This is a genomic window from Methanoregula sp., from assembly GCF_028712425.1.
GTDB lineage: Archaea > Halobacteriota > Methanomicrobia > Methanomicrobiales > Methanospirillaceae > Methanoregula.
Genome location: NZ_JAQTQD010000004.1, coordinates 34,925 through 58,654, shown reverse-complemented (window position 1 = coordinate 58,654; position 23,730 = coordinate 34,925). Strand labels below are relative to the sequence as shown.

Sequence of the window (23,730 nt, the reverse complement as noted above, 5' to 3'; positions counted from 1 at the left end):
TACCTTCAAAAAACAATTTTTTAGGAGTATATTTCCGTCACGATGCTTTTGAGTTCAATTGGTATTTCATCTACCCCTTTAGTGCCAAAAAAATCTACTGCTGCGAGTGCTTTACCTTTCTTATCTACCTGATTTAACGAAATGCCCGCAGCTTGTTCAAAATCTTTAGTAATTACAAGCGCAATTCCAAAATCAGGATTAATTTGGGTAGCAATCTCATGGTTCAGTTCGAATGTTTTTGTCTTTTCACGAATTTTATCAGGATTCCAATCGGGTGGAATGGTTGAAGGAAGGGGATCTTCATCATGAACGACAACATGTTTTAGATTAAATGCATTCGCGATTGCAATATACATCGGTAGGTTATGTTTTGACCCGCAGTCGATTATTGAGACGTCGTGTTTAAAACAGCCCATTTTATCGGCTAAAAATGGGAAAATTACTTTTTCCGTCTCACCCTCAACAAAAACGACTTTCTTTGCAAAGAACATTTCACCACGGTCTGGATTTATCCAATGAGCCGCGTGAAATTTCTTTTTTCGATCTTGATGTGTTGTCCCTTCAAAAAGATCTTTCGAACACTGTCGAACAGATGTTCCATCCCTTGGATTTTCTTTTGAAATGATACAAATACTCCGGTATTTTTCAAGGTCTACAAAATGACTTGAATGACTGCATATCAGAACTTGATGTTGAGGAGTAACTGCAATTTCCTGTAATGCTTGTGCCATTTTTCGTTGTGCTTGAGGATGAAGAAATAATTCAGGTTCTTCGATGGCAAAAATCAGTGAATCTGATGATGCGCGAGGGACGGCCGCATCAGGTTGAGTGTTGCTTCTTAAGGTTTTTGCCCATGCTCGAAAGATAGCAAAAATTACTGCTCTCTGCAGACCATGGCCTTTTTGTTCTGCAAGGGTCTTAACACCATCATCCAAACTCAAATTTGTCCCAAGTTCAAAAATTTTTTCAATTTCTGGGGGGATTACTTCAATTTCCACACTAACACCCCAATCACGCAATTCTTCAGATAAGCGTGTTTCGAGATCCACCATTTGCGTAGGTCTATTCTGAGGATCTGCATCAGAACGATTAAGTCTTTTTACAAGTTGCTCAATTCCATTGCATAATTGTTGATATTGGGGATCCCGTTCGGCCATCTCTTGAATTGTTCGCCCAAGTAATTTTCCAAACATTGTGGTATTTTTTATTCTTGTCTCGTCAGATAAATCGCGAACCGCTGGGATGATATAGAAATCTGGAAGGCTGCCTCCTCCAATATTTTTAGGTCCTAAAAAATTGGTTGTTGTGAGATTTTCATGAAAAATAAGCTCTGCTCGATGTTCTTCAATATATTGGGATTGTGCTGTTTTGACCATATCCTGAGTTATTCGTCCAGCTGCAGGGACATATTCCCGAAGCGGGATTGGATTAATTGCATCTCGGGAAGCCAAATTCCTTATTTCTGATTCTTTTAGCCAGGATTGTTCCGGTTCTAACATTGATCCCCGGTATTCGGTCTCGATTTTACCTTCCTGTGATTTCTTTGCAGTTTTCCGTATGAGGAACGTGCCATCATTTCGGAGATATTTTTTAAATGTATTTTTTTCCTGTTCCGATAGTTCATGAAAAGTGAGTTCAACCCAAATTTCGTAGTCTTCTCCGCAAAAAGCATTTAGATCTTCATCTTGAGGTTTCGCTGATGGAGTAAGTGCAAATTCAATAGCAGAAAGGATGTTCGATTTTCCATGGTTATTTGGTCCAAGAAGAATCACCTCCGGTTCGCATAGAACCTCCAAAGAACAGATGCTGCGATAATTGCGGATTTTTACTTTTTGAATTCTCATCCTTTTTCCCCATAAATATATTTTAGATAATCTTACGTTGTTTTATTTAGCGATATTAATTCTGGTTTGAGTCAACGATTATAAAATTGAGTCTTTGCATTAGCACAAAAATCGAATGCAAGTTGGATAATTGTTATAATAATCAAATTTCTATAAGACTCAACAGAGATTTGCGATTAACCTTTCTCAACGGAAAGCAGGATATTATTATCAATAAACCTCCTCGCATACTCCGCAATTTGCAGATCCTCCGGAACAAACTGATCATACTTCTCGTTCGTACGACCTTGGAACTTCGCCGCAATCTCATCCGGAGTCGGACACGATTCAAGTATCTCTTTGTATTTTTCGAGGATCTGCGATGGCGAGACTCCTTTAAACTTAAGGGCAATCTCCTCATCCTCGACATGGAAGCCGGCAAACTCCTTTCCCAGCGTGAAAAGCGTCCGGTGTTTTGCCGAACTGGTCCAAGTGAACCAGTACGTGAAAGGACCGTCAACCACGAATGAAGTCTCTGAGAGATTTACTGATTTAGCTACCTGTTGGGCTTCCTTAAGCATCTCCTGTGCTCCTGAATTGAGATAAGAAGGAATTGAATCCGATATGACAATCTCCTTCATTTTTTCACGGATTCTCTCGTGGATCTCGGCCCCGCCCCCTCCAAAATATTTCGGCACTTTCCCACCTTTAGATGGCTCGACAAGGATCTCGCATCGCTTGAAATCAATCGAGAGGATCTCCCACCGGCGGCCGGCAAGAATCAGGAACTCGCGGGTTTCGAGATCTGGAGCAGACGGGATACTACCGATCTTTCCTCCCTTGTGGACAACACTGAATTCCTTCGGTGTTGCGAATGCCGAATAGAATTCAAAATTGTTCGCAATCCTCTCTCCTTCAAGACCGAGTATCAGTATCCCCCGATCATCTTGTTCAATAAGGTCTGCGGATCCCATGTTTCGCAAGATCTGAATGAAATCCTCCTGTCGGACGTTCTCGAAAGATCCTTCTTTGACAAGAGTATTGAAAAGATCCTTTGCAGTTGATCCGCCATGTTCCCTGATAACACTCAAGATCTGCTGGATCAAAGTAGAGAAATGAAAAAAACCGATCTGGGGCGGTTCGCACCATTTTTCAAAGAGCATGAGTTCCGACATCGCTACCGCCCTGATAAGTTCGGGATGCATCCGTTCGATGAGCGAATCTTCCTTTGTGTCCCTCTCGATGATAAACATAATCAGAATTTGTGCCTCACTCTCCTTGCGCCCGCTCCTGCCGATACGCTGGGCCAGCGAATTCACCGACCAGGGGGCGCCGATCTGTCCGATGCGTGAGACATTCCCGACATCTATTCCCATCTCCAATGTGCTCGAACAGAATGTTGCTGTTGGCTGGTCCGATTTCAGGGCCGCCTCTGTCTCCTCCCGTTCACTTTTCGAGAGCGATCCATGATGAATCCTGAAATAATCCGGGAGGTTTTTTCGTTCGAGATGTCTACGTGTACTATCGGTATAAAATTCAAGAAGTTCCCGACTGTTCACGAAAATCAAGGCGGTTTTTCCATAGAAAAATTTCAGGATATCTTCGATGATAGGTGATGTTTCCGGTTCTCCAAGTGCAGGCTGTTCTTTGGAGGGTTTTTCAAAAACGTATCCCCGGACAAGATACTTGATCTCTTTATGTATCTCGGGATCGGAAATAATCTCGATTGAATCCGGGTTTCTCGGGATGAGCCACTGTTTGACTCGCTCTGGATCACCAAAGGTTGCCGAGAGGCCAATAAACCGGACTCCTTTGGGACTTTTTTGAATGATCCTTGAGAGCAGGCTTTTAAGGTGCGATCCTCGCTCGGAGCCGATGAATGAATGCATTTCATCGATAACAATGAACGACAACGAACCGAAAAGACGGGAGAGTTCATTGGGATGGTTTATGAAAAGTGATTCAATGGATTCCGGGGTGATAAGAAGAATCCCGGAAGGTTTTTTCAGAAACTTTGCCTTTCTGCTGCTACCCACATCCCCATGCCACATAAAGACGGGTATATCTGATAATTCACAGAGTCTTTCCAGCCGCTGGAACTGATCGTTGATGAGGGCCTTGAGAGGACCGACATAGATCGCAGAAATACCAATCCCTTTCTTCTCTACAATCTGCGACAAGATTGGAAGAAATGCAGCTTCAGTTTTTCCGGAAGCAGTTCTTGCAGAGATTATCAGGTTTTTATCCGTTGTAAATAGAAAGCGGATAGCATCCTGTTGGATTGGCCTCAGTTCCGTCCAGCACATCTTGTAGAGTTTTTCTTGAATTGTTGGATGGAGGTAAGAGAATGCGGTTTTTTGCATCGTAGTGTTCCAAAAAATTACAATTTAAAGGAAACCAGTTCATCATCGGGTTTTGATTCAACAGGTTTTTTGGGGATATTCACATCCGGTTTTTCACAGGTTTCATCTGGCTCCTGCGTTTTTTGGATGGGAGTTGTGTTCAACAGGCTTTCCCAAGATGTACCTGGATTCTGTTCAAGAATTGAGAGCATCCGGACGTAACTTCTGATGATGTCCCGTGGTGTAAGATAAAAATCTGCGCCAAGTGTATTCTGGCAATGTGCAAGGAACCCCTCAATTCCCTTATCAGGAATAAGATACTTTGCAGGATCCTCGAATGCGAACACATTCCGGATATTATGAAGAAGGACGTATGTATCCTCCTTTGATAGGTTTTCAAGTTCAATGACGGGATTGCTGAAATCTTTCAGGTCAGCAACATTGAAATCGCTTTTCTGGGAAAGACGGCTTTCAAGTGCTCCATAACTAACGAGTCCACGGCGGGGATCTTTCAGGCATTCATCAGTTCCTGCAAAAATGAATCCTATACCGGAGACATTTCCCTGATTGCAGTCATTTACGATATGGAGAATTGTCTCATAATTTGAATTGCGGGCCTGTGCATTATTCAGGCGATGTGACAAAACAGCCAGCTCGTCAAGATTGACTAGAAGCCCGGAATAACCCGCCATCCTGACAAAGCGTCCCCATAATTTCAGGTAATCGTAGATGTTATTATCCTCAATGATTGTCCTGACTCCGAGATCCTGTCGGGCCTCCGTCTTCGTTGAATATTCTCCTGAAAGCCAACGAAGGGCGGACGCCATGAGGGCATCGTTACCTTGCTGATAGCCCTCGAAGTATTTTCCAAGAACTGTTGCGAAATCGTAACCGCTGACATAATCCTGAAGTTCTTTCAACTCAATGGGAATCTGTTGAAGAATTTCTGTATTACTCTTTCCATCTTTTTTCAAGCGCAGTTCAAGATCGGAAATCCATCGCTCAACCAGACCACGAAGTGCGCCACCTTCCGGTTTGGCCCTCACAGCAAAATTATGTACAAGCTCCGTGTATAATGCCCGAGCATGGTTGTCTGAGGAATATAAACGTCTTTCAAGACTGATGTCTGCCTGAGCCACGACAAATTTCTTCTCAAGAGCGACTATCCGGCAGAGATTCAGGAAAAAACTCTTACCCGATCCATATCGCCCGATAATAAACCGGACCCTGGCACCATCATCCTGAATCTTTTCTAAATCTGATAATATTGCACTGACTTCGTTTTTCCTGCCAACTTGAATATGCTCAAGCCCGATTCTTGGAACAACACCGGTACTCAGGGACTGGATTATTGCATCTCGCTCTCTTGGTTTAAGTTTCCCCATATCATCTCACACTCCGCCGAACAATCATTTCTTGTAATTGATCACGATACGGCTTTCGTTTTCTTCCAGAAGGAAATCGCCCAATTCCTCATCAGCCCATGTATTGATATCATCAAATGCAGCCCTTGGCATCAGGTTATGTTTTCGAGCAAGACTGGTAAATTCATCTTGGCTTAATTCATTGATCTGCATGATATCGTGCAGCATAAAGAGATACTTAACATCAAGCAAGGGTATGGTTTCCGGAGGGAATGGCAAATCGATATCCGGTTTCTTGATATCAGTTTTTTCTGGAATTTTTACTTCCGGTTCAATTTCGATTAGGCTCTCTTCCTGTTCCTGCTGGAATACTGCCGATAAAATATTTTGGACTGCCCGAGTATCCTCCATAGTTTGCTTTAATTTTTCACGGTCAATAGTAAACTCCGGTTTTGGAACTCGTGCCGGGATTGTCTCACCCTTGCGGACACGACCGGCCTTTTGGACAGTGATAGGTTCATCAGGAATGTGTTTTGCAAGGAATTTTTTGAAGAGTTCATCGGAAATTGCCGGTTCTATCTCTAATGCTTTGAAAACACTTTTTATTGCTTTTTGCTCACCTTTCACGAATTTACTATCAAGCAATACAATATCTCCAAGGAAATTGGCGAGTGCAATTTTTTTCTCCGGATCAAGATGTTTACTCAGTCGCTTACCAATCTTGGACAGAACGGGGGGTTGTGTTTCGAGGACTCTTTGAAGGGCATTGAGGCATTTGATCTCAAAAACATTTAATGAAAAATTTTCTGAAACAAATTTATTTAGATAGTTTTCCTCAATCTCCGACACATCTTCATCCGATGCTGCAATTCCATATGCTATTCCAAAAACTAATGCTGCACTTTGAAAGTTCTCCGTTATCGTCCATTCATTGTCCCTGATTGGAATTATTGCGACAGTATCGTCCCACTTATATGGAGTACCGGAGATTGTCTGATCCGGTGTGATAATCCCTCCCAAATCCTTGACCAAAGATGTTATCGTATTGCTTTGACTTGTTGTGAGGACATTCCGTTTCTCAATCCCAATCAAGTGTGCGATATCTGAAACAGGAAGGAGAACCGATCCATCAACCAATTGTTTGGTTGCGAGAAAATTTTGCCATGCTATTAAATCCGGATGTGGAATATCTTCTTTTAACGTATTCGGAAGAAGACAAAAGACATCTCTTGTGATCGATCCCTCTGTTTTATTCAACTTATTTACAACAGGTTTTAGTTCATCAATGCAATTGTTCCAGATTTTCTTCAGTGTTTGAAAAGGTTGTGAATTGAGATTTGGGATGGACAAAGATAATGGTTCAATAAAATTCGAACCGGAAGTGTAACCAACTTTTTCTAAAAGCGATGGACTTGCGGGTCGATAATTTAATACGAATTGTTCAAATTCGCAAATACGTGATATGCCTTCAGGGAAGCTTTGTTGGAATTTTTTCCGGAATAACAGCGTCAATAAATCGGGAGTTTTTTTTGCAATATTAGTTCTCTGGAATTCGGGGGAATTTTTTGAGAGTGAGTAGCATATTTTCCATTGAAGAGATCGATTATTTGAGTAAAACCATGAGATGAGAATTTTTGTTGATCTTTCGTCCAGATTATCAAGAGAGGGAAAAAATCTCCTTATTTCCTCATCATTCAATTCGTTGAGTTGCGAACCAATTAAATATGCTTTGAATTGATTCAGGTATGAGTTGAATGAATTCGAAGAAGGATATCTCGACAAAAGACGATTGACCTCATCTAAGATTAATCCAATGTCTTTTCTCTCAATAATCGCTCTCCTCTCAAGTCCATAAAAAAAGATGAATGCATATCCGATTTCGTCAAGATCAGTATTTCGTCCTTGAGAGAGCCATGAGAGATATTTCCATCTCTGAATTGGAGTGATAACATGATATTGTGGCCAATAGGGTAAGGATGATAAGGACCCATTTTTCGGTTTTTCAACTTTCAAAGAGGTAGAAATACAGGACGCATCTGGATGTTTATTATTGGACCAGTATGTTAATGGATTGTGAATAGTAAATTCCTGAATTTGGATCGACTCACCATTTCCCACCCACGTCATCCCTAGCATTGCATAATTTTTATGCGATACGGGAGGATCGAAGATTGAGCGCCCATGAACTGTAATTGAATGATAATTATCATCAGGATGATCGAATTGAGTAATATTTGGAGAAACCGAGATGAGATCAATTTGTTCAATATCGCTCTGATCCTCTTCAGAAATGATTCCTGTGGATGTCTTTTCCAGACTTCCGGAATCTTTGGGTTGTAATGACGAATTAGGCCGCTTCCCGAATAAACTCAGGACAGAATCAATAAATCCAGCCATAACAAATTCTCCTTTTGTATTGAATCTATAAAATTGATTTGAAAAAAATTGCAGGATGAGAATTCCCCCGAGAAATGAGATTTTCTCGTACATCTGATTTCAAAAAAAAGTGTCAATTGGTCGAGTAAAATAAATATGATTATTACAAAGTGACATTATGTTCCTTTTCTTCGACACTGAAACCACCGGCCTCCCGAAAAACTTCGAGATCGATCCGGTAAAGAAATGGCCACGGGTCGTCCAGCTGGCCTGGTCGTTATATGACAAAGAAGGCACCCGACAAAGTCAGAACAGTTTCATCATTTACCCGACGGACTTTTCCATCCCCATGGACGCTGCCCGGATCCATGGCATCACGACCGAGCGGGCCCGGGCCGAGGGCACGTCGCTCTATAAAGTGCTTCCACAGTTCAATGCCGATGTCATGAAAGCGACAAGGATCATCGCCCATAACCTGGATTATGACCTGCCGATCGTTGATACCGAGTTTTCGCGGTGCAAAATAGAGACGGGGCTGTTGAAAAAGGAACCGTGCTGCACGATGAAACCCCGGGAGATTGTGGAGTTCTGTAAACTGCCGGCAAAGTCGGGCCGGGGATACAAGTGGCCAACCTTAAACGAGCTGCACATGCAATTGTTCGGCGAGGGATTTACTGACAGCCACAATGCCGGGGCTGATGTCGAGGCATGTGCACGGTGTTATTTCGCATTGAAGAAACAGGGAATAATCCAATAATCAGATTCGAAGAGTGATTACTTCGCTTCTTTTTTTAGGGTGCGATCCGGACAAACTTCCGCAAACTTACAACTCATGCATTCCCGGGCAGAAGGACTTGCCGGAAAATTCTCGTACTCATACGATGCATTCATCGCCGCAAACTCTCCCTGAATCAATTCTTCTTTGTCCTGCAATTCCTCCGGGTAAAACGAGTACGGTTTCACCCTCCCGGTCTTCAGGAATACGAGTTCGGTCGCGATCTCATCGGCACTCTTCAGGTAATGATTGCGTGCCCAGAGAACATACGCAGCCATCTGGAGTTCCGACTCGTACTCGTCATCGTCCCGCCCGGTCTTCCAGTCCGTAAGGATAAGTGTGCCGTCCGGCATCTTCCCGACAAAGTCCACCTTGACTGTCACGCTTACATTACCGGTGGTGAAATGATCGAACTCCTCGTGGCGCAGGCATTCCTGTTTCGCGTACTCCGGCCACTTGCCAAAGAACGTATGCAGGCAGGTTTTCCCGTTCTCCTCCATTGCTGAAAAGAACGAGACCGAGATCTTCTCGCCATTGTGATATTCCGTGAAAGTCTCGCCACAGATAGTTTTGAACGCTGCAACTTTTTTCACAAACGCCTTCATCGCCTCTTCCGGTTTCATCGGCCGCTCTTCGCAATGGAACTGGATCTGCTGGTCGATGATATCGTGAATGAGCTGGCCCTGGATAACAAACTTTGACGTGAAATTCTTGAGCCACCGGATTTTTTCCGGAGGAACAACCGGACTCGTCTTCACGTACGGGGCAATGTATTCAAAATAATATTGGCGCTGGCAACGGTTCCAGACCCGGTGTTTGGTGAAGGACCAGGAATTGATTTTATGAAAAAATGGATCCAGCTCTGCCATACTCTTTAGTGGGATACCGTTGTGAAAATACTTCGCCTTTCTTCCAGGGTTGTCAACATCCCGCGTTTGAATAGTTCCAGTCAGTATCTTCGTCGAAGATCCTCATTTTTGAGGATCTTTTCCGACCGTCAACTCCCAAAAACCTATCTCCCCGTAAATCGCTCCTTTTTCAAATCAGAGCCCATTTTGAAAAACCGACTTTCTGGAAGTCGCTTTTTTTCGCGAATTACAGCACACTGTTTTGAAAATACGCTCATTGCGTTGATAGTATCCCCATTCAAGGCCATATCAACCTCGAAAAACGTCCTAATTGGTGCCTTTTATTTCAACGATCGCCTTTTTTTCTGGGCATGAGCACGTGAAATGAACCGGGAGAGGGTATTGATCCGGGGTGCTCCGTCGGAGAATGAGATATCTCCGTCGTAGACCCTTCCCTGAAAAAGTGGGTTTCCCCACATCCCCCAGCTCATAGCCCGATCCCATCCGCGATCCGCCGCCCAAACTGTGCCATACCTGCCTGTTTTTCTCCGACGGTAAAGTGAGAGAAAATGGGGGGTTAATGGCTGCTTTTTCGCGAAATGTCGAACGTCATCTGACGTGAGACACGAGAAGACGATAGTCTTCGAGTCCTAGTTGCCGGGAATGGAAAAGTGGGGAATCCGGGGCTGTAGCGGGGCCGGATTGGATTGCCCCTGAACCCTCCCAACACTGTGACCCCGGCAATCAAATAATCAGGAATATAATGTTTCAAATAAATGTTGAAGTAATGGATTACATTTCTCTGCCTATCGAGCGCCAGAAAAAACTGGCCGTGCTTATCGATGCTGACAATGCCCAGGCAAGTATCATCAAAAATCTTCTTGAAGAAGTTGCCAAGTACGGGATAGCATCGGTAAAAAGGATTTACGGAAACTGGACCACGCCGCAGCTTCAGCCGTGGAAGGATGTACTACTGGCACATTCAATCGTCCCCATCCAGCAGTTCAATTATTCCTCGGGAAAAAATGCAACGGATAGCGCATTGATCATCGATGCAATGGATCTGCTTCATGCCAATAACCTGGATGGTTTCTGTATCGTTTCCAGTGACAGCGATTTCACCCGTCTCGCATCACGGATCCGTGAGTCCGGTCTGATCGTGTACGGGTTCGGTGAAAAGAAAACCCCGAAACCCTTCGTTGATGCATGTGATAAATTCACGTACACGGAAATCCTGCGTTCGACTGAATCAATAGAATCACCGGCAGCCATCCAGAACGAGAACACCGGAATTAACCCGGCCAAAAATGACAAAAAATTCCTGACAAAGTTAAAGAACAGTGTTGAAGATTCATCGGATAATGAAGGATGGGCGGAACTCGGTCTTGTCGGCAATAATCTCCAGAAGACGATGCCTGAGTTTGATGCGCGGAATTACGGGTTTAAGAAATTATATGATCTGATCAAAACGCTTGATTTATTTGAAATTGATGAAAAACAATCCAAAGACCAACCAGGAAAAATAATTTACATCCGTGAAAAGGCAAAGAAATCCAAAAAGTAATCCGTTTTTAAATTTTTTTGGAAGTGAGCTAATGAAAGAAGAAATTCAGGCATTACATACAGAATTCAAAGAGCATTTTATCGAACGTGATGAAGAGATCCTTGGCGCAATCCTCGCGATTCTTGCCAATGAAAATGTCCTCTATCTTGGGCCTCCAGGGACGGCAAAAACATACCTGGCTCAGAATATCTGTAAATCGATCGATGGAGCCCAGTTCTTCTATTATCTCCTGACCCGGTTTACAACCCCGGAAGAGATCTTCGGGCCGCTCTCAATCAAATCCCTTGAGAAGGATGAGTTCAAACGCAAAACCGATGGTTGTCTTCCGACATCGCATATCGCACTCCTTGATGAGATTTTCAAGGCAAACAGTTCGATCCTCAACAGCCTTCTCACCATTCTCAATGAGCGTCGGTTCCACAATGGAACAGAGGTTATCGATACACCTCTTCTGACGGTCTTTGGTGCATCGAACGAGTTGCCGGAAGAAGATGAGAACCTGGAAGCACTCTATGACCGGTTCCTGTTCCGGTATGATGTCCGGTATATTCAGAACGAGGACAATGTCAAATCCCTGCTGTTTAGTAATAATGGGGAATTCTCTCCAAAGGTCAAACTCAATGTTGAAGAGATCAAAAAAATCCGGGCTCATGCCCAATCCGTTGAATTATCTGAAGAAGTGCAGGATATCATCCTCTCACTAAAAAGAGATCTGGAACGAAAGGAGTCTGATGATACTGAAAGCATCAGAATTTCTGACCGACGCTGGAAGAAGATTGTCAATGTGCTGAAAGTTGCCGCAGCAGCGAACGGGAGGAAGAAAGTCGATCGGACTATGCTGATTCTCCTGCAGCATATGCTCTGGGATGTGCCGGATCAAAAGGCAGCCCTGAGAACGTTAATCATTCAGAGACTCGTTACCGGAGGTATCGATTCCGAGAAATTGGAAAATGATGTAAAATCTTTTAAAAACCTCGTTGATTCGGAGACTGAGATACTCAGCGATGAGAATTTCCCAGTAACTGTCTATTATGTAGATCGTAGTGGATATCCCAATGGGAACTTCAAGAATTACCCCGAACTCCGAGATTATCATAACCGCAATAAAAAAACAAAATTTACCCTCGATCGTAATTATTACCAGGATGGTGAAGATTTTGAAAAAATAATTGAAAAGTTAAAAAAAGAACATGCTTATTCCCCAATCGAGGGCATCAACGCGGATAAAAGAATTCTCTATCAAAAAGAATTCCAGTCCCTTGAAGAGAAGTATATTCGGCAGAGAAGATCGGTTAAAGACAAATTTGATCAGGTGAAAAAAAATCTTGAGGCAAATATTTGGATCACTCCTCATGACAAAGATGAAATCTCACATGTCCAACAACAAAAACTGAACCAAATATACAATCTTGAGAAAAGTCTGGATTTAGTTCGCGGATCTTTTAATAATTTTTCATCAACCCAACAGAAGGATGTGGAAACGACTACTGACGAAAGGTCCAAGACATTGTCAATACGGGGTCGGTAAAGGAAAATGGAGTATTCCCGAAAAAACAAGATTCTTATCGACGGAATAATAGCGCAACCCCGCCATATTCCCCAAACTGTCCGTGAGGATCTGGCATCAATCCTCGTTGCAGAACTGATTGAGGGAGAATCAATCGAGATCAAAGACTCCAAGAAATTCATCCAGCGATACGGAGTTTTTTACCCACTGCTCATCCATCTCCGCCATTCGGATCTTTGGAAATCCCTTAAAGGACTGGCTGCAGAATCTCCGGAAGCAGCCGCCCCAATCACGGAATTGTTTATTACAAAAATCTTCGATCTCATCGACAATTTCCCGAAAATACGGGAGGGGATCTACAACGATCTCGATGAGGAGATGCAGAATCTTCTCGCGCAATTTGCCAAACTCCTTGAAGAAACGGAGGAGCAATGGAACAAGGAAATTGAGAATCCCCCAGGTTCAATGAATGAGGAGATCATCGACCTGCTCCAAAAATTATCTGAACTGATTAACCGGATGTCCCATGACGGAGATATCCCTCCTGAATCTATTGAACAAATTTGTAACTCAGTATCAGAACCCCTGTCTTCACTTCAGGAACTTATAGATTCAGTCGAAAACACAGATGCAGAAATTGATCCTGATGCGATCGATGATCTCATTGATGCATTAAAAAAAGCGGTTGATGATGCCGAGAACGAATTGGCCTCTGCTGGTCAGGAAGAAACTCAGATTCCTGAAGGTGATGACAGTAATCAGTTGACTGATTCATCTGATGCCGAAGATACAGAGATCTCAGAAAATCCGGAATCACTGGATCCTGAATCTCACAATCAAGAAGCCGGGTCGGAAGATTCGGAGATAGAAAATGGATCGGATTCCGGAGGTGAACCCGCAGAGGGGCAGGGGTCACAAGGAGAGGAGGGGGGTAATGAGCAGCGGATGAGTCCCTCCGAACTGAATGAGATGATTCAACAAATGCTCCGACAGATTCAGGAGAAAAAACAAAATCAAGACGGTGATCAAACCAAGTCAACTTCACCGAGGACTGAAAATATCTCAAGTTTTTCAAAGATGCCGAACACCGAAAAGATGCTCCAGGCACTTATGCAAAAATCAGTTTTTGATCCGGTTAATCAAATGCTTCAGACACTTCGCCCGCATCTTGAAACGATTGACTTCCTTGCTCAGCTTTTCCCGGCAAATCAATGGGGATTGGATTCAACCTCATTGAAACAGGAATATATCGCCAACCTGGAAAAATATGCAAAAATTGTTGAAAAGAACGCTGAACTCAAAGAGATCCTTTGGCTTATCGGGCGGATAGAACTGGAATATGGAATAAAAAAGCAATCAATCTCCCCGATGGGTCGATCGGAAGTCCATTCGATCACACGCTCGAACGATATCTCCCGCATGTTGCCTATGGAAGCGGTGAAATTTCATCACCCGCTCCTCAGGAAAAAACTGTATGCTGATTTTACGGAAGGTAAACTTCTCACCTACAACCTGCGGGGAAAAAACTGGACAGATGGTCCCCCAAAGAAAAAAGAGCAGGGGCCGGTTGTCGCACTTGTTGATACATCGGGCTCGATGCAGGGAACTCCGGAAGTCGTGGCAAAATCTGTCATCCTTGCACTAACGAAAAAGATGATCAAACAGGAACGGGATGTCAAGGTAATCCTGTTTTCCGGACGGAACACTACCGATGAAATCGAACTGACATCAAAGAAGAAAATGGCAACAGAATTCCTGAAGTTCTTGCAGGGAACCTTTGGCGGAGGAACTGACTTCAATACCGCATTGAAATCCGGTCTGGAATCATTAAAGCAACCGGCCTTCAAAGGTGCTGATTTACTTTTCATCACCGATGGTGATTCAGCAATTTCAGATCAGGCTCTCATTAATGAGTGGAAAAAAGTAAAAGAAGACCAGGAAGCCAGAGTCTTTTCCCTGATTGTTGACCATCATTCGGCCGGGGGGCTGACACCCATTTCTGATTATACCTATTTCATCCAAAGGGACCAGAACTGGTCTATCAGGAATAGTCCTGCAACGATGATCCGGTTTATTGCATCACCAAATAATCCAGAAAAAACAAAGAAGAAAGACCGTTCCAAATCCCCCCGAATCGGACGGTAATTTTTTGCACAAAGGTATTAAACATTTTTTTCCTATACTCATTCCGGTGGAATACAATGGCAGCAAATCAGCGAGCTAATGTAAAGAACCCGAACAACGCGAGTCACAAATCTGCCGCGGATAATCGATCAAACCAGATGAACCCAAATCATGCCCCAACAAAATCAGGTGGCAAAAGAAAATAATTCTCCAATCATCGTTTTTCAAACTCCCCCGGTTGTGGCCCAGCGAAAAACCGCCTCCTAGTTCAAACGCCCCTGCCAAGGCCTCGTGCAGCCTCGTGATCGTCCAGCCAATTTGTGCTATTTACGACAAAAATTCTCGGAGAACCCACCGGACGACCTTGTCCCCGGCACCCCCGCCCCTCACTCCCCCCGTGCCGTTATCTCCCGGTCAAGCTTTCTAAGGGCATCATCGAACGCATGCTCCCATTGCGAGAATATCCGGACACACTCATCCAGTTTTTTGATCTTCGCTTCCGATTCAAGCCGGAAAACCGGGTATGATGTACTGTACCCCGGGAGTTTTTTCCAGGAGAACAAACCATAACTTTCAGACATAATCGTTTCATATTCCCGCTTGAGCCAGTCGGTTTCATCAGAAATTTCCCGGAATTTTTGTTGCACTACACTATCGTCCCTCAACCATTCCGTTCCAGCTATTTTCCGGTAATACTTCCTGACCTTTTCCTGATAGATTTCATCACGGATAATCTTCTGATAAAAATCCCTTAACCGGAGCAACGCAGGAGAGGCTTGGGATCTCAATTCATGTTTTCGTTGAAAGATCGCGGCGCTTTCCTGGAGATACTTCTGGTAGTTTCCTTTCAGGACTTCCCGCACCCAGACTGCAAGCGGAATTTCCGGATTATTGGTGGTGTAGAGCGTCTGCTTTTTCGCACGGAGCCCGACCGTCCGGATATTCTTGGCAATGAAAAGGTGGTTCTCGGTCCCGGTGAAAAAGAATGAGCGATCGATATACGGGATTCGTTCCTTCCTCCGGTCATCATCAGGGTAAACAAGGCTGTCATACCATGACTTGAATTCTTTTGCCCGGTCAAGGTAGTTGTTTAAAAGCCAGTACGACTCAATCCCTTCATCCCGGTATTTCTTATCGCGGGTCAGCAGGTCTGATGATGGGATAGGACTCAACTGGATTTCAAAAACGATCTTCCTTCCATCCTTCTGTGCAAAAACATCGGAGATCCATGTACGATCTGCTGAAGGGAATTCTACCGAGGTCTCCCATTGTTCGGCCTGACAAATCCTGTAGATGAGATATTTGATCTCCAGGTGTTCTTTTGATTCGTTGTCATGGGGACATCCGGTATCAGCCGCATGGTAAAAATGCTGAGTTCCTTTTATTGTCCGCAAATGCCCCGGGGCACCACAGCAGCACATCCTGACCGGGAGCCCTTTTTTATGCCGGATCTTCAGCTCTGCCCATTCGTCTTTTGAGAGATCAGGACCGATTATTGTTTCCCCGTCAATAATCGCTTTCAAGGGCATGTGATCCAGATTTGTTTTCCACCCTATAACGATATTTTCCCGGTTCTCCCTATCCACATCCCCCTACAGCCCGTCCGATCACGAGTTCCCCGACACACCCTCGTAAAAATTTTCTCCCCGTAAATCGCTCCTTTTTCAAATCAGAGCCCATTTTGAAAAACTGACTTTTGGAGGATCGCACTTTTTTGCGAATTACAGTACACTGTTTTGAAAATACGCCCGTAGCGCGAGTATTTCCCCCATCCGGACGCACATTTTCCCCGAAAAAATGTCAATATAGGACCTCCCGGTTGGCCGATCTCTGTTTTTTCTGGGCATGGGCACGTGAAATGAACCGGGAGGGGGTATGGATCCGGGGCACACCGTCGGGAAATGAGATATCTCCGTCGTAGACCGTTCCCTGAAAATGTGGATTTCCCTCCATCCCCCCACCCAGAGCCCCATCCGGCAGGAGATCGGCCAAAAGAATGTGGCTAAAATTTACCGCTGGTTTTCAGACGTAAAAATGGTCAATGAAACGTGAATTATTCCCTCATTTCCCGGGATGTCGAATGCTGAAAACATGAGACATGAGAAGACGGAGTCTTCGAATTATTCCCTCTGGAACCGGAAAAGAGGGAAATCCGGGGCCGTAGCGTGGCCGGATTCTCACAGCCCTCTTGAGGGATTCTCACTATCAGGTCGGCAGGATCCAGACCTCACTCCCCTTTCCCCTCAACCACCGCAAGAACTTTTTTTCCCGGCCTCGGTTATCCGGTAATACCGGCCCATCCGTTCATCCGGGGTCAGGCACTCGACGAGCCCTTTCCCGGTAAGTTCCAGGACCACGCGGCTGATCGTTGAACGATCAATACCGGTCTGCCGGGAGAGATCTGTTGGCGAGCTTGGTTTATAGAGGGCTTTGAGAACCTGTCTCCTGTTTCGCCCCCTGCCGACAAAACTCACCAGCTCAAACATATTATAAAAATGGGGAAAATACAAGATGAATATTGGTAGCAAGTGCGTGGTATCGACGTTGCAAATACACTCACAAAAAAATATCATAATCCCCTTCCCCGTCCAATACTCCCCCGGTGCCTGGCGAACATACACCGAATCAACAGGGACGTGTGTACGCCCCGGAGTGGCTCCCCCGGCTGAAAAATCTTGTCTGAATAGGGACAAGGTCACTCCGTGAGGACTATACCAGACACCGACATCGGGGATCCAGTTCGTCATGCGACAGTTCTTCAGAATCCGAAAGGTTCGATAGAATCAGAGAGGTTCATCAGGACCTCGATGAAGAGAAGATTTCTGCAGAAATCTTCGAACCTTGAGGAGGAGAAGGAGCCGAAGGATCCTTCGACCTGGAGCAACAGAAGAACGCAAGGGGTTCTTCGTCGGGATCCCCATATTCTGGAATACTCCCAAAAATCGATGATACGGACTCCGATTCCCTGTTTTTCCGGATAATCCTCACATCGCACTTCCTCCAACGACTTCCCCGCTTTTCTATGCCAGAGCCCTACATCCCGTCCAAGAGCCTGCCTAAAGAGACATAAAGAGACATGTTTTAGAACGAGAATTTGTATTAATTCGGCAAACAGAGCGCATTCTTACCCGGTCTGAAAAATAAGGACATGCAAAATCGCGAATGAGACATGTAAAACCTGCCGGATGGAAGAATCCGGGCCCTATACGCGCCCGGATTAAACACCCCCACGAAAAACCCACCGGGCGACCTTGTCCCGGACCCCCCCTAGATTACCCTGCCCCCCTTCGCAATCCTTCGCGCTAATTGTCCCATATTGTCCCGTGCTCCGGAGTCATTCCACCGTCGTAAAATTGACAGGGATCCCAGAGAAATTCGCGAAACAGTCACGCTTTTTAGCGAAACTATCACAAATTTTCTGATTTTGAGAGGATTCGGAGCCCGTTTCGGGCCCGGATTCCTCCCTCCGTCGTACCCTGTAGGAACACCTATTAGGAACGAGGTACCTCATTGATAGTATCCCGGTCAGGGAATAATCACATTCATGTTTTTTTATTGAGATGTTGCTCGATTTTTTCGAGATTCAGGCGGATCGATGACAAAGTCTCGATCAGATAATCGGCGATCAGGAACAGGATAAAAAATGCAATAATGCTACAGGTCATCACCCACTGAAATGAGATTGCCCCGTAGATTACGAGGATTCCGCAGACGATCGTGAAAATGATCAAGTGATTTTTCTTCATAGCGTTAGATCCCGTTTTGCAATCTATTCTTCTCAACATCCAGTGAATTCAATCGAATCCTGATTTTCAGAATCGATTGCCGGATGGACTCAAGGTTGACCTAATCTTTTACTGAGGGGGCTTGCAGATTCTTCATCGCTTCAAGATACCGGTCCTGCCGAATATCAAGCCACTCCTTTACAGAGTCAAGAGTATTATCGGTAAATATCATGAGTGTGATCACCGCCCACAAGATCCAGTAGTTGGTCATCATACTATAGAATGTGATTAGCACAAATGCCAGAAGCGAGAGATACTTTTTAGCCTGTCTATCCATAATACATTCTCCTGAAGAGTATTTGCAAAATTATTATAAAAAAATATTTGGATTATCCTGTGCATCCATCACCGTTTCCAGACATCCAGGTACTTTGGCTTCCACCCTGCCATGGATTTAGATTCATCCATGCATTTTCGCCAACCCAATTATCCATCTGAGCCCTTGCAAATGCCGCTCCTGTTTTAAGATGAGCATTTACCTGTCCGGCAGTTGACCCCGTGCCTGAACCAGCATGAGTAAACGAACACATCGTGTAGGGGAAACTCACATAATACGATGATTGATCAATGATTGAAGAAATGCTGATACCATAATCCACATAGAATTTTCCCGTTACTGTGAGACTGGCCCTGATTTCCCCCAAATAATTTTTATACTCATCAGTTCGTGTTTTAGTAACCTGATAAATTGTCTTGACCGCCGATGAAGATTCAGGAGACTCGATTGAGATAGAATACAGTTGTGTAAGAATATTTGTAGTAACTGAGTCCCCAAGTGTTTTTTGCTGGAGTGATGCCGGTTTTGCAGGCCCGGATTCTTTCATTTCTCCTAACAATTTGGGAACAATTTTCGTTGTTTTTACCTTATTTCCATCGTAAGAAAGGGCAAGAACAGAATCTCCGCTATCAATGAGAAGAACCTGAGATGATCCAAAATCGTATAATCCTATCACCGATTTTGCTTCATTCGTAACTTTTCCGATTGCCATTATTCTCTCGACAATCTCCTTCGATTCATCATACCGCTTCAGTGGAATCGAATTTTTCTCGATTTCCGGTCTTTGTAATCCCATTTTATCAAACAGGTTGATATCACCATTTGAAACAGGATTGATTAGATCCAGATATGTATTTCCTGCAGCGTCAGGATTACCACCTCCCGCACTCACCATCGGTACCATCGCCATCGCCGCCAGTAAAAGTGCAAGCAGGACGACCCATGTTTTAGGAATGTTCATTTTTCGTCAACTCCATTTTCTTATGCTCCACTCGCCGGCACTGAAGATTGTCTTCAGAGAATCAGAAGCCACTCTTCACGTACCGTCGGAGAGATTCGGGTCCAGCCGCACTTCGATCCGGGGCGGGCCCGTCCTCAGGTTCTGGGACAACCTCCGGCTGTCCACGGGTTCAAATTATATTTTATTATAAATACGATTTGTCGGTCAAAACTTAACACGTTCGGACACATGCATACAGGAAATGAGGTTTCTTATCCGCTGCAATGAAAGAATCTGAAAAATACAACCCGGAGAGAGAAAGGATGTGATACCATGGTCTCTCCGGATTGGCGGACATCTGGATGATGGCCGCCCAGCCAAAGGTATAACCCTTTTCGAAAATACAGCTCCTGCTTTCATGCATTACCCGAATAATGATTCCGCTTTTTAAGGCAATATCCTCCGGCAGCCCCGGTAAGAAGCAGAAGATCCCAGGAGATCGGATCAATTCCGCTCTGAACAGTTGTTGCCAGCGCTACCGGCTGCATGGGGGAAATATTCCCGGAAACGGGTAGCGTGGTTTCCATATCCCGAGCCAATCCCGGCAGTGGCATACTCCAGATGTCGCCAGCTATCCGGTAATTATCCGTACCACCGAGAACCCATATCCCGTTCCTGAACACGACAACTCCCTGCAAAAAGCGTGGGCTGAACCCGGGATCTTCATTCTCGAGCGTCCAGTTATAACCATCGGGCGAAGACCAGACTTCGCTGAATGCGTGGGGGGAAGCATATTTTGTATGTTTTGCCAGGGTTTCCCAGTTTCCCCCGCCGATAACCCAGATCTTCCGGTTCGCGGAAACTACCGGAGTAAATTCCTGGTATTTGAACGGAGCATCTGCTGTGACCAATGTCCAGTTTAATCCGTTTTTGGAAGACCACACATCTTTCGATCCACCTTCGCTGATATACGTATAATCCGTGACGGGATCCGTGTATGTACTGTCTCCGGTACCTCCGACCAAATAGAGCCGGTCATTAAATACCACAATTCCCTTTCCATACCTTGGGCTGAATGACGTGCTGTTCGTGATCTCAGTCCATGTTATCCCATCAGGAGACGACCAGACGTCGTTTTTCAGATTGTCAAATGTGCCTCCGCCGATAACCCAGAGCCGGTTGTCAAAATCTGCTACCCCCATATCGCTGCGCGGACTGAACCCGGCATGCCCGGTTTCCAGCGTCCATGTTACCCCATCGGGAGATGACCAGACATCATTCGTTCCGGATCCTCCTATGACCCAGAGACGGTCATGAAATACCAGTACACCATGACCGGAACGTGGGCTGAAAGCTGCATGATCGGTCACCTTTTCCCATGATTGCCCATCGGGAGATGACCAGATGTCATTCATATCGCAGGTCGAATTGCCGGAACAACCCCAGAAGTATCCATTGCGGGTATGACCGCCAATCACCCAGATGCGGTCGTGGAATACTGCGGTACCGAAATCATATCGTGGCCCGAATTCAGGGGATATGACGACATTACTCCAGTTTCCCGTATGAGGTTCTTCTGCACCGACAATCCCGGTACTAAAAATGAGCAACGAAATAATCAGAATATGGCGGGCGTTCACTGGTATTCCTCCCAAAAAAAGAAGGGGATTAATTGTTGCCGGTATTCAGTGAAATCGATGCAGGCCATGATGAATTCGTTACCGATAAACCGTAAGCAGTCGGACTCCAGTTCGCCGTATTAACATATCCGGGCATAGATGCCGGTATCACAGAATTCCCATATATATCATTGATAAGAATATTAGTAAATGTTGTGTTTCCCGGCAGGTAACTGGAGTTGTAGGATTGCGGGTTTAAGGCAACGGTATTCCATCCCTCGAGTACAGTATATGCCTGAAGATTGCGATAGGTCAGATCTGAAGACTGAGATGAATTCAGGAAGAGTGTCGAACTGATTCCCAATGTCAGGTCAGTAATCGCGCCACTCCAGATTGCTCCCGAGTGGTAAAGATTTCCCTGGATGAGATCTCCCGATTCAACCAGTTCTCCGGTCGAAGGGATTCCGTATCTCCGGGTTGAGTGAATTCCATTCCCGTTATTCTCTTTGGGAGAAATCCACCATGATGCGATGCTCCAGTTCGCTTCAGTGGGATAAGGATCACTTGCTTTGCTTCGTACATACCATTCAAGAACCGGCTGAAGGAGGTAGGTCCCATTGGTGTCTTCTAGACCATTCCAGACAGTGCTTTGCGATCCATCAAGAGAAATTCCGGGTGAGTAGGGGGAGACAAGGACAGGTTCTTTTGGGACATTCCACCGGGCAGAGAATTGTCCAACCGTTGAAATTCGCGCTGTTTCACCGTATTCAATCCATTGCGGTGACAGTGTCTGGGGGCTGTAGGTCTGCAATGATGACGAAACGAATTCGTGTACCCCGCCGGATTTTCCAACTATCGATACTATCCGGTTATTATTGAAGAACACATGGGTAATATCGCCTTCGTCAACGATCAGGGATTGATCCGGGACTTCGAATACGAATGTTGCCGGCAATGCTCCGCCAACAGTATTGGTCAGGGGTGCAGTTGCATCGTCAACAGCAAAGAGCTGGATCCCGTCAGAATCAAATACCGTTGTTACCCCGTTGTTGGAATGCTCGACAATCGCACCAAATGGAAGATTTGTCACAATGGGGACTGCCGATTCAGCTACCCTCATGGCAACCTGCGAGCTCTGCGTACTATCGCTCATCCTGAATTCTCCATTGATTATTGCTTTCTTCTGGGTCTGGACGTATTGTAACCGAGGTAATTGAGTATTACTCTGGTTGAGGGAAGCAGCGTTCAGTTCTGATATTTTTTCACTATCGGTAGCACTCAAAGCATTCGCACTCACGCACGGTATCATCGCCATCGCCGCTACCAGCAGCGCCAGCAGCAGGAGGTTTATTTTTCCAAGTTTCATTTTTGATCACGTCCTTAGATTTTTTCCATTGGCTCCGCTCGCTTGCACAAAGAAACCTTCAGTGAATCAGAAGACTATCTTCACGTGCATTCGGGCAGGATCCGGGTCCAGCCGCACTTCGATCCGGGGCGGGCCCGTTCTCTGGTTCTGGGACAACCTCCGGCTGTCCACGGGTTCAAATTATAGTTTATTATAAATACGATTTGTCGGTCAAAACTTAACACGTCCGGTCTCCCGCAAATAGGAAACCCGGTTTCTTATCCGCTGCAATGAAAGAATCTGAAAAATACAACCCGGAGAGAGAAAGGATGTGATACCATGGTTTCTCCCCGGATCTGTGGATATTGAAACAATAACCGTCATTCCGATACTCGCATTTTTTCACGGATTACAGTACACAGATTTGAAAATACGTTCCATACGCGGATATTCAGACAATCCGGCCCCATTTTTGCCCTTAAAAACGTTAAAATATTGCCTTTCTGTTGGATGATCGCCTATTTTGTCGAACCGGGGGAAGTCCGGAGCAAACCATGGGGGGTTTTGGTCGACCCCTGGATGCAAATCTCGGTCGATACACGCTCGTTCTCTATTGATAAACTCGATCGGGAAAAGGTAGATTTCCCACATCCCCCCACCTCTTGCCCGATCCCTTCCGCGATCCGCTGCTGTAACTGTGCCATACCTGCCTGTTTTTCTCCGGTGTCCGACAGGTCTTAAGACCTGGAGGAGAAGAAGATTCCAAGGGAATCTTCGACAGGAAAGTGAGTGAAAATGAGGGAATTAATGGCTGTTTTTTCGCGAAATGTCGAGCGTTTTCAAACGTGAGACACGAGAAGACGAAATCTTCGAGATTCAAGAGGTTATCAAACCTCGAGACGGAGAAGACGAAGTCTTCGAGATTCAAGAGGTTATCAAACCTCGAGACGGAGAAGACGAAGTCTTCGAGATTCAAGAGGTTATCAAACCTCGAGACGGAGAAGACGAAGTCTTCGAGATTCAAGAGGTTATCAAACCTCG

At 45.0% G+C, this 23,730-nt stretch carries 16 protein-coding genes; 5 read left to right on the top strand and 11 right to left on the bottom strand.

The window, feature by feature from the left end; translation table 11 throughout:
* Positions 1-20: 20 nt before the first annotated feature.
* From PHF39_RS03090 to PHF39_RS03075, 4 genes are all read right to left on the bottom strand, one after another.
* Positions 21-1,844: an ATP-dependent endonuclease gene (locus PHF39_RS03090; protein ID WP_300220075.1), complete on the bottom strand. Its 1,824-nt coding sequence runs from the start codon at positions 1,842-1,844 to the stop codon at positions 21-23.
* Between the two features lie 176 nt (positions 1,845-2,020).
* Positions 2,021-4,186 (bottom strand): DEAD/DEAH box helicase, encoded by a 2,166-nt coding sequence (locus tag PHF39_RS03085; protein WP_300220073.1) that lies wholly within the window; start codon positions 4,184-4,186, stop codon positions 2,021-2,023.
* A 17-nt stretch (positions 4,187-4,203) separates the two neighbouring features.
* The gene (locus PHF39_RS03080) at positions 4,204-5,550 is read right to left on the bottom strand and encodes an ATP-binding protein (protein ID WP_300220071.1); all 1,347 of its coding nucleotides are present in this window, start codon (positions 5,548-5,550) and stop codon (positions 4,204-4,206) included.
* 24 nt (positions 5,551-5,574) lie between these two features.
* Positions 5,575-7,926, bottom strand: coding sequence for a TerB N-terminal domain-containing protein (locus PHF39_RS03075; RefSeq protein ID WP_300220070.1), 2,352 nt, complete (start codon positions 7,924-7,926; stop codon positions 5,575-5,577).
* A 157-nt stretch (positions 7,927-8,083) separates the two neighbouring features.
* Here PHF39_RS03075 and PHF39_RS03070 point away from each other — a divergent pair, with 157 nt between their 5' ends.
* Positions 8,084-8,662, top strand: coding sequence for a 3'-5' exonuclease (locus PHF39_RS03070; protein WP_300220068.1), 579 nt, complete (start codon positions 8,084-8,086; stop codon positions 8,660-8,662).
* Positions 8,663-8,679: 17 nt separating this feature from the next.
* On the opposite strand, the gene PHF39_RS03065 is transcribed toward PHF39_RS03070, so the two are convergent.
* Positions 8,680-9,549, bottom strand: coding sequence for a PD-(D/E)XK nuclease family protein (locus PHF39_RS03065; RefSeq protein WP_300220066.1), 870 nt, complete (start codon positions 9,547-9,549; stop codon positions 8,680-8,682).
* A 766-nt stretch (positions 9,550-10,315) separates the two neighbouring features.
* On the opposite strand from PHF39_RS03065, the gene PHF39_RS03060 reads away from it, so the two are divergent.
* From PHF39_RS03060 to PHF39_RS03050, 3 genes are read left to right on the top strand one after another with little or no spacing between them, the layout of a single operon-like run.
* The gene (locus tag PHF39_RS03060; protein ID WP_300220064.1) at positions 10,316-11,092 is read left to right on the top strand and encodes an NYN domain-containing protein; all 777 of its coding nucleotides are present in this window, start codon (positions 10,316-10,318) and stop codon (positions 11,090-11,092) included.
* A 31-nt stretch (positions 11,093-11,123) separates the two neighbouring features.
* Positions 11,124-12,620 (top strand): AAA family ATPase, encoded by a 1,497-nt coding sequence (locus PHF39_RS03055; protein WP_300220062.1) that lies wholly within the window; start codon positions 11,124-11,126, stop codon positions 12,618-12,620.
* A 6-nt stretch (positions 12,621-12,626) separates the two neighbouring features.
* On the top strand, positions 12,627-14,744 hold the full coding sequence (locus PHF39_RS03050; RefSeq protein WP_300220060.1) for a VWA domain-containing protein: 2,118 nt from the start codon (positions 12,627-12,629) through the stop codon (positions 14,742-14,744).
* A gap of 365 nt (positions 14,745-15,109) precedes the next feature.
* Here PHF39_RS03050 and PHF39_RS03045 read toward each other — a convergent pair whose 3' ends face one another.
* From PHF39_RS03045 to PHF39_RS03020, 6 genes are all read right to left on the bottom strand, one after another.
* The gene (locus PHF39_RS03045; protein ID WP_300220058.1) at positions 15,110-16,252 is read right to left on the bottom strand and encodes a competence protein CoiA family protein; all 1,143 of its coding nucleotides are present in this window, start codon (positions 16,250-16,252) and stop codon (positions 15,110-15,112) included.
* Positions 16,253-16,966: 714 nt separating this feature from the next.
* Positions 16,967-17,209: a winged helix-turn-helix domain-containing protein gene (locus PHF39_RS03040; RefSeq protein WP_300220056.1), complete on the bottom strand. Its 243-nt coding sequence runs from the start codon at positions 17,207-17,209 to the stop codon at positions 16,967-16,969.
* Positions 17,210-18,569: 1,360 nt separating this feature from the next.
* A complete protein-coding gene (locus PHF39_RS03035) occupies positions 18,570-18,785 on the bottom strand; it encodes a hypothetical protein (protein WP_015285904.1) in 216 nt (71 codons plus the stop codon).
* Between the two features lie 52 nt (positions 18,786-18,837).
* Positions 18,838-19,746 carry a hypothetical protein gene (locus PHF39_RS03030; RefSeq protein ID WP_300220053.1) on the bottom strand — a complete coding sequence of 303 codons (909 nt, stop codon included), beginning with the start codon at positions 19,744-19,746 and terminating at the stop codon, positions 18,838-18,840.
* A 395-nt stretch (positions 19,747-20,141) separates the two neighbouring features.
* Positions 20,142-21,365, bottom strand: coding sequence for a hypothetical protein (locus PHF39_RS03025; RefSeq protein WP_300220051.1), 1,224 nt, complete (start codon positions 21,363-21,365; stop codon positions 20,142-20,144).
* A 28-nt stretch (positions 21,366-21,393) separates the two neighbouring features.
* Complete coding sequence (locus tag PHF39_RS03020; RefSeq protein WP_300220049.1) at positions 21,394-22,710, bottom strand: hypothetical protein; 1,317 nt, start codon at positions 22,708-22,710, stop codon at positions 21,394-21,396.
* A gap of 805 nt (positions 22,711-23,515) precedes the next feature.
* On the opposite strand from PHF39_RS03020, the gene PHF39_RS03015 reads away from it, so the two are divergent.
* Positions 23,516-23,730: hypothetical protein (locus PHF39_RS03015; protein WP_300220047.1), on the top strand; the 215-nt coding region annotated here is incomplete at its 3' end.